Origin of the sequence: Aureimonas sp. AU40 (assembly GCF_001463785.1) — a bacterium.
GTDB lineage: Bacteria > Pseudomonadota > Alphaproteobacteria > Rhizobiales > Rhizobiaceae > Aureimonas.
Window position 1 is genome coordinate 62,257 of record NZ_BBWL01000025.1, and the last position, 7,743, is coordinate 69,999.

Genomic DNA, 7,743 nt, shown 5'->3' on the forward strand with positions numbered 1-7,743 from the left:
GTTCAAACCCTTCAGGCTGGCGCGGCGGCCCGGCCCCTCCGAAAGGCAATGAGATGAGCATCACCCTGCAGAAGCCCGACATCACCGAACTCAAGCCCCGGATCACCGTCTTCGGCGTCGGCGGCGGCGGCTGCAACGCCGTCAACAACATGATCAACGCCGGTCTCGAAGGCGTCGAGTTCGTGATCGCCAACACCGACGCCCAGGCGCTGCGCTCCTCGCGCGCCGAGCGCATCATTCAGATGGGCGTCGCCGTGACGGAAGGGCTCGGCGCCGGTTCGCAGCCCGAGGTCGGCCGCGCGGCCGCCGAAGAATCGCTGGACGAGATCTGCGATCATCTTCTCGGCTCGCACATGTGCTTCGTCACCGCCGGCATGGGCGGCGGCACCGGCACGGGCGCGGCCCCCGTCGTCGCCCGCGCGGCGCGCGAAAAAGGCATCCTCACGGTCGGCGTCGTCACCAAGCCGTTCCACTTCGAGGGCCAGCGCCGTCTGCGCATCGCCGAGCAGGGCATCGAAGAGCTGCAGAAGAATGTCGACACGCTGATCGTTATTCCGAATCAGAACCTCTTCCGCATCGCCAACGACAAGACGACCTTCGCCGACGCTTTCGGCATGGCCGATCAGGTTCTTTATTCCGGCGTCGCCTGCATCACCGACCTGATGGTCAAGGAAGGCCTCATCAACCTCGACTTCGCGGACGTTCGCTCCGTGATGCGGGAGATGGGCAAGGCCATGATGGGCACGGGCGAGGCGTCCGGCGAGGGCCGCGCCATGGCCGCCGCCGAGGCCGCGATCGCCAACCCGCTGCTGGACGAAACCTCGATGAAGGGCGCCAAGGGCCTCCTCATCTCCATCACCGGCGGGCGTGACCTCACGCTGTTCGAGGTGGACGAGGCGGCGACCCGCATCCGCGAGGAAGTGGATCAGGACGCCAACATCATCCTCGGCGCGACCTTCGACGAGAGCCTGGAAGGCGTGATCCGCGTGTCGGTGGTCGCCACCGGCATCGACAAGGCCGCGATGGAAGTCTACGAGCGCGCCGCCGAAACGCGGGCCGCCGCTGCCCGCGCCGCCGTGCCGGCAGCAGCGCCCGCGCCGCAGCCGGCCCCGGTGCAGACCGCTCCGGCTCTCCAGCCGGCCGCCGTCGTCGCCGCGCCGCAGCCCCAGCAGCCGCGTCCGGCCCCGGTCGCCCAGGCGGCCGACATGGAGGACGACTTCACCGCCGCTCTTCAGGCCGAGATCGCCCAGGTCCAGCCCCGCCCGGCGGCGCCCCGCGCGCCGATCACCCAGGCCGCCCAGACCCGCATGCCGCGCGTGGAAGACTTCCCGCCCGTGGTGCAGGCCGAGATCGAGCGTCGCAGCGGCTCCATGGAGCCGGCGGCCGAGGATCGCGGTCCGATGGGCTTGCTGCGTCGCCTCACCACCGGCCTGTCGCGCCGCGAGGAGGACGAGGTGGTCCTGAGCGATCAGAATCGCCAACCGCGCCCGCAGGCCGAGCGTCGTCCGACCGAGGCGAGCCCCTACGCGCCGCGCCGTTCGGCCGCCGATTCCGCCGCTCGCCCGCCGGTCGCCGCGCGCCCGATCGGCGACGAGGACCAGCTCGAAATCCCGGCTTTCCTGCGTCGTCAGTCGAACTGATCTTCACGAAGCTGTCACGAAACACTTAACGAGCCCGCCCCGCAAGGGGCGGGCTCTTTCGTTTGCACCGCGAGGAATCCGAGCCACCAAGCGGGGTTAACGAACATCCCGGTAACACGGGGTAAGAAAGCGTGATTTGGCCACAATCGACCCGAGACCTAGTTTCCTCTCCAAGTTCGATCGCCAAGCGCGACACCTCGGCTCCACGGAGCCCAGTCGAGTTGGAGTAGCCGAGCCCATTCGCCCTTCGCGCTTGCGAAGCGGCGTCAGACGGTTCCGGCAATGAGTAGGATAGAGTCACGTGGTCACGAAGCAGCACACGATTGGAGCGCGGATCGGGTTCGAGGGCGTGGGCGTCCATAGCGGCGCGACGGTCGAACTGTCGCTGCATCCCGCCGAGCCCGACACGGGCATCGTGTTCCATGTCTTCGAGCCCTCGGGCCTGATCCACGAAATCCCTGCCGTCTCCGCCAACGTCTCGTCGACCGATCTCTCCACCATCGTCGGCGACCTCAAGGGCGCCCATGTGGCGACGATTGAGCATCTCATGGCCGCGCTCTACGCCATGGAGGTCGACAATGTCGTGGTGCAGATCGACGGCCGCGAGACGCCGATCATGGACGGTGGGGCAGGGGCCTTCGTTCGCGCCATCGAGCAGGCCGGGCTTGTCGCCCAGCGCGCTTCACGCCGCTTCATCCGTGTCCTGAAGGCGGTGCGCATCGAGCGCAACGGCGGCTTCGCCGAGTACCGCCCCTATGATGGCACCCGCTTCGAGATCGACATCGAGTTCGCCACCGCCGCGATCGGCCGCCAGAGCTTCTCGGGCGACCTGTCGCCCAGCCTCTTCCGCGAGGAACTCGCCAACGCCCGCACCTTCGGCTTCATGAAGGATGTCGAACGGCTCTGGGCTTCGGGCCACGCGCTCGGCTCCTCGCTGGAAAACTCGGTCGTGATCGGCGATGACGACAAGGTCATCAATCCGGGCGGCCTGCGCTATGTCGACGAGTTCGTTCGTCACAAGACGCTGGACGCCGTGGGCGATCAGGCGCTGGCCGGGTATCGCATCCTCGGTTGCTACCGCTCGTTCCGCGGTGGCCATCGCCTCAACGCCATGGCGCTGGAAGCTCTGATGTCGGATCGCTTGGCCTACGAGATCGTGGACGGCACCCAGCGCTTCGCGCCGCTGCGCCAGTCGCCTCTGGTGGCGGCCGCCGCGCCGACCTTCGGCCCGCAGATTCTCTAAGAGTCTGTTTGGACATTCGGCGGCGGAGGGCTGGCGAGGGATTTTTGGGTGCCGCGAGGCGCCAACCGCAGTCGATGCGAGGGCGCATCGGCGAGGATTGGCAACGAAGTGACGGCGAAAAAGCACCGTCAGACCGACCCGACCGAGTTTCCAAACGGACTCTAAGATCGATCGTATGGACTGACGGAACGGGCGGTGGGGCGGCGTCGAGGCGCATCCCTGCCGCCTTTCGCGTTTGGGCCCAGCCTCGCGCCAGCCGGCGCGGCGCGCGCCACAAAAAAGGCGTGTTAACCCGCCTTGAACCGTTGTATGCGCCGGCTCCCTCGCGCTAGGAGGGGCATGGCGGAACGCCGTGAGCTTGGCGTTCGGGAAAGCCAGGGGGACTTGAGTTCGATGGGTATCAAGAAGCCGCTGTTCGGCCGCGACCGCGCGGCCCCGATGGCGCTGGCTCTGGCCGCGTCGACGCTGCTGCTCTCGGGCTGCATGTCGTCGAAGGACAACGATGTCGACGCGCTCGCCCTCGCATCGCAGACCGAACCGGCCGACGTGCTCTACAACCAGGGCCTCGCCAATCTGGAAAGCGGGCGTCTGGGCGAAGCGGCCAAGAAGTTCGAGGCCGTCGACAAGCAGCATCCCTATTCCGAATACGCCCGCAAGGCGCTGGTGATGCGCGCCTTCGCCAGCTACCGCAAGGGCGACTATGACGAGGCCGTGTCCTCGGCCAAGCGCTATCTCGCGACCTATCCGGGGTCGAGCGAGGCGGCCTACGCCCAGTATATTATCGGCCTGTCCTATTTCCGGCAGATCCCGGACGTGACGCGCGACCAGACCGACACCGCGCGCGCCGTGGCCGCGATGCAGGAAGTGGTCGATCGCTATCCCACCTCCGAATATGTCGAGGACGCCAAGGCCAAGGTCCGCATCGGCCGCGACCAGCTCGCCGGCAAGGAGATGCAGGTCGGCCGCTACTATCTGGAGCGGCGCGAATACATCGCGGCGATCAACCGCTTCAAGAACGTCGTCGACACGTTCCCGCAGACCCGCCACGTCGAGGAAGCGCTCGCCCGCCTGACGGAAGCCTATTACGCCATGGGCCTGACGCAGGAAGCGCAGGCCTCGGCCTCGGTTCTCGGCCAGAACTTCCCCGAGTCGCAGTGGTACAAGGACTCCTACGCCCTTCTGCAGACCAACGGCCTGCAGCCGCGCGCGGGCACGGGCAATTCCTGGTTCGGCAACGCCACGCGCCTCATCACCGGCGCCGGGCGCGATCCCGTGCCGCAGACGACCGCTGCGGCGTCCGCCTCGGCCACCCAGCTTCGCGCCCCGCGCGTTTGATCGTTGACAGGACATCAAAAAGGCCGGCTCCCTCGGGAGCCGGCCTTTTTCGTGCGGGGAGGGACGGCTCGCCCCCTTCCGCCCCTCGACCTTCCATCCTATCTCTGCGCTTGCCTGTTGCTTTGCGGCCCAACACGGACTAGCCCTTCGCGCGCATGCTTGTTCACCTTTCGATCCGCGACATCGTCCTTATCGACCGGCTCGATCTCGGGCTGAACCACGGGCTGTCCGTCCTCACGGGCGAGACGGGCGCGGGTAAGTCCATCCTGCTGGACGCCCTGTCGCTCGCGCTCGGCGGGCGCGGCGATGGCGGGCTGGTGCGCCACGGCTCCAAGCAGGGCGAGGTTTCGGCGGTGTTCGACCTGCCGGCCGCCCATCCCGCCCGGCGCCTCCTTCTCGACAACGGCTTCGACGACGACGGCGACGTGATCCTGCGTCGCGTGCAGAGCGCCGACGGGCGCACCCGCGTCTTCATCAACGACCGCCCCTCCAGCGTCGGTCTGATGCGCGAGATCGGCACGACGCTGGTGGAGATCCACGGCCAGCACGACGACCGCGCACTGGTCGATCCCGAAGCCCATCGCCAGCTGCTGGACGAATATGGCGGCCTCGCCATGGAGGCCGGCACCGTGGCCGAGGCCTTCGGCGCCTGGCGCAAGGCCGAGACGGAACTGTCGCGCCACCGGGCGCGGGTGGAGGCCGCGGCGCGCGAGGCCGATTATCTCCGCGCTTCGGTGGAGGAATTGACGACGCTCTCGCCGCTGGCGGGCGAGGAAGAGGAACTGGCCGAGAAGCGTCAGGTCATGATGCGCTCGGAAAAGATCGCGACCGACGTCAACGACGCGCACGAGGAACTGGCCGGCCCGCAGTCGCCCATTCCCGGCCTTGCCAGCCTGCTGCGCCGGCTCGACCGCAAGAAGGACGAGTTGCCCGGCCTTCTGGACGAGGCGCTGGCGCGGGTAGAAACGGCGCTGGACGCGCTGTCCGACGCGCAGATGTGCCTGCAGGGCGCTCTGCGCACGCTGGAGTTTGATCCGCGCGCGCTGGAGCAATGCGAGGAGCGCCTCTTCGCGCTGCGCGCGGCAGGCCGCAAATACAACGTGCCGGTGGACGAACTGGCCGATCTCACCGCCAAGATGGTGGCCGATCTCGCCGAGCTGGATGCCGGCGAGGAACGGCTCGTGAAGCTCGAGGCCGATGTCGCCGAACGGCGCGAAGCCTTCGACAAGCTCGCCGCCGATCTCTCGGTCAAGCGCCGCGACACGGCCGTGCATCTGGAAGCGGCCGTCATGTCGGAGCTTCCCGACATGAAGCTGGAGCGCGCCGCCTTCATCGTGGAACTGACGAGCGATCCGCAAGCGCGCGCGGCGAGCGGCATCGATACGGCGGAGTTCTGGGTTCGCACCAATCCCGGCACGCGAGCCGGGCCGATGATGAAGGTCGCCTCGGGCGGCGAACTGTCGCGTTTCCTCCTGGCGCTGAAGGTCGCGCTGGCCGACAAGGGCTCGGCGCCGACCCTCGTCTTCGACGAGATCGACACGGGCGTCGGCGGCGCGGTGGCGGACGCGATCGGCCGCCGCCTGGCGCGGCTGGCGGACCGGGTGCAGGTTCTCTCCGTCACCCACGCGCCGCAGGTGGCCGCGCGCGCCACCACGCATCTCCTGATTTCCAAGGCCGAGATGACGCCCGGCGACGAGCGCCTGTCGACCCGCGTCGCCACGATCGACGTTCCCGCCCGGCGCGAGGAAATCGCCCGCATGCTGGCCGGCGATATCGTGACCGACGAGGCGCGGGCCGCGGCGGCGCGGCTGATCGGCGTCGCCGGCTGACATCTTGTCAGCCTGCCCCAGAATCGGTGTATCGCTTTCACCGATTTCCCTCATCTGAGCCGATGCCCGCCATGTCCGACCTTTCCGATCTCGACACGATGACTCCGGCCGAGGCGGCGGTGGAGCTGGAACGGCTCTCGCTCGAAATCGCCGAGCACAATCGGCGCTATCATGAGGACGACGCGCCGACCGTCACCGACGCCGAGTTCGACGCGCTGCGTCGGCGCAACGAGGCGATCGAAGCGCGCTTTCCCGATCTGGTGCGGGCGGACACGCCTTCCCGCAAGGTCGGCTCGGCACCGTCCGCTAAGTTCGCCAAGATCCGGCACGCCGTGCCCATGCTCTCGCTCGACAACGCCTTCGCGGATGAGGACGTCGCCGACTTCGCCCGCCGCGTGCGCCGCTTCCTCGGCCTGTCGGAGGATGCCAAGCTCGCCATCACGGCCGAGCCGAAGATCGACGGCCTGTCCCTTTCGCTGCGCTACGAAAAGGGCCGGCTGGTCTCAGCCGCGACACGCGGCGACGGTCAGGTGGGCGAGGACGTGACCGCCAATGCCAGGACGCTGGACGACATTCCGGGCGAGCTGACGGGCTTTTCGCCCGAAATCTTCGAGGTGCGCGGCGAGGTCTACATGACCCATGCCGACTTTGCCGCCCTCAACGCCAGGCTTCTGGCGGAAGCCGGCGAAGGGGCGGAGGGCGGAGGCGAGGGCGCCCGGAAGGCGCGCCAGTTCGCCAACCCGCGCAACGCGGCCGCCGGCTCGCTGCGGCAGAAGGATGCCAACGTCACCAAGTCCCGGCCCCTGCGCTTCTTCGCCTATGCCTGGGGACAGACGAGCGAGCTGCCGGGCGAGACGCAGAGCGAGGTCGTGGCCGCTCTACAGGCGATGGGCTTTCAGACCAATACCGTGCCGCAGAACGGGCGCACCGAGCCCCTGATGCGCCGCTTGGAGACGGTGGACGGCTTGATCGAGCACTATCGCCGCATCGAAGCGGAGCGAGCGAGCCTGGGCTACGACATCGACGGCGTCGTCTACAAGGTGGACGATCTCGAACAGCAGCGCGAACTCGGCTTCGTCTCGCGCGCGCCGCGCTGGGCCATCGCGCACAAGTTCTCCGCCGAGCAGGCGACCACCGTCGTGGAGGAGATCGTCATCAATGTCGGGCGCACGGGCAAGCTCGCGCCGCTCGCCAAGCTGCGGCCGGTGACGGTCGGCGGCGTCGTCGTGTCGAACGTCACGCTGCACAACGAGGACTATGTGGCCGGGCGGGATGCCGACGGCCAACCGATACGGGGCGGGCGCGACATCCGCATCGGTGACACGGTGGTGATCCAGCGCGCGGGCGACGTGATCCCGCAGGTCGTGGACGTCGTCATCGAAAAGCGACCCGACGGCGCCGAGCCCTTCCTCTATCCCGATCATTGCCCGATCTGCGGCTCCAAGGCGGAGCGCGAGATCAATCCGCGCACCGGGCGCCTGGACTCCGTGCGCCGCTGCACGGCGGCCATGACCTGCCCCGCCCAGGCCAAGGAAGGTCTGAAGCATTTCGTCTCGCGCAACGCCTTCGACATCGAAGGCTTGGGGGAGACTTTCGTGGAGGAGCTGTTCGACGCCGGCCTCGCGCGCCAGCCGGCCGACCTCTTCCGCATGGAGTTCGACCGGCTGCGCGATGTGATCGAGGCGCGCCGTCGCGC

5 protein-coding genes are annotated in these 7,743 nt (G+C 68.2%); all 5 read left to right on the plus strand.

The window, feature by feature from the left end:
- Positions 1-53: 53 nt before the first annotated feature.
- Complete coding sequence (ftsZ, locus tag AUL32_RS08160) at positions 54-1,640, plus strand: cell division protein FtsZ (RefSeq protein WP_062113559.1); 1,587 nt, start codon at positions 54-56, stop codon at positions 1,638-1,640.
- A 301-nt stretch (positions 1,641-1,941) separates the two neighbouring features.
- The gene (lpxC, locus tag AUL32_RS08165) at positions 1,942-2,883 is read left to right on the plus strand and encodes a UDP-3-O-acyl-N-acetylglucosamine deacetylase (protein ID WP_062113562.1); all 942 of its coding nucleotides are present in this window, start codon (positions 1,942-1,944) and stop codon (positions 2,881-2,883) included.
- A 438-nt stretch (positions 2,884-3,321) separates the two neighbouring features.
- The gene (locus AUL32_RS08170) at positions 3,322-4,218 is read left to right on the plus strand and encodes an outer membrane protein assembly factor BamD (protein ID WP_374700938.1); all 897 of its coding nucleotides are present in this window, start codon (positions 3,322-3,324) and stop codon (positions 4,216-4,218) included.
- 155 nt (positions 4,219-4,373) lie between these two features.
- On the plus strand, positions 4,374-6,047 hold the full coding sequence (recN, locus tag AUL32_RS08175; RefSeq protein WP_062113565.1) for a DNA repair protein RecN: 1,674 nt from the start codon (positions 4,374-4,376) through the stop codon (positions 6,045-6,047).
- 62 nt (positions 6,048-6,109) lie between these two features.
- Positions 6,110-7,743 (plus strand): NAD-dependent DNA ligase LigA (gene ligA / locus AUL32_RS08180; protein ID WP_244497726.1); only part of this gene is annotated, 1,634 nt, incomplete at its 3' end.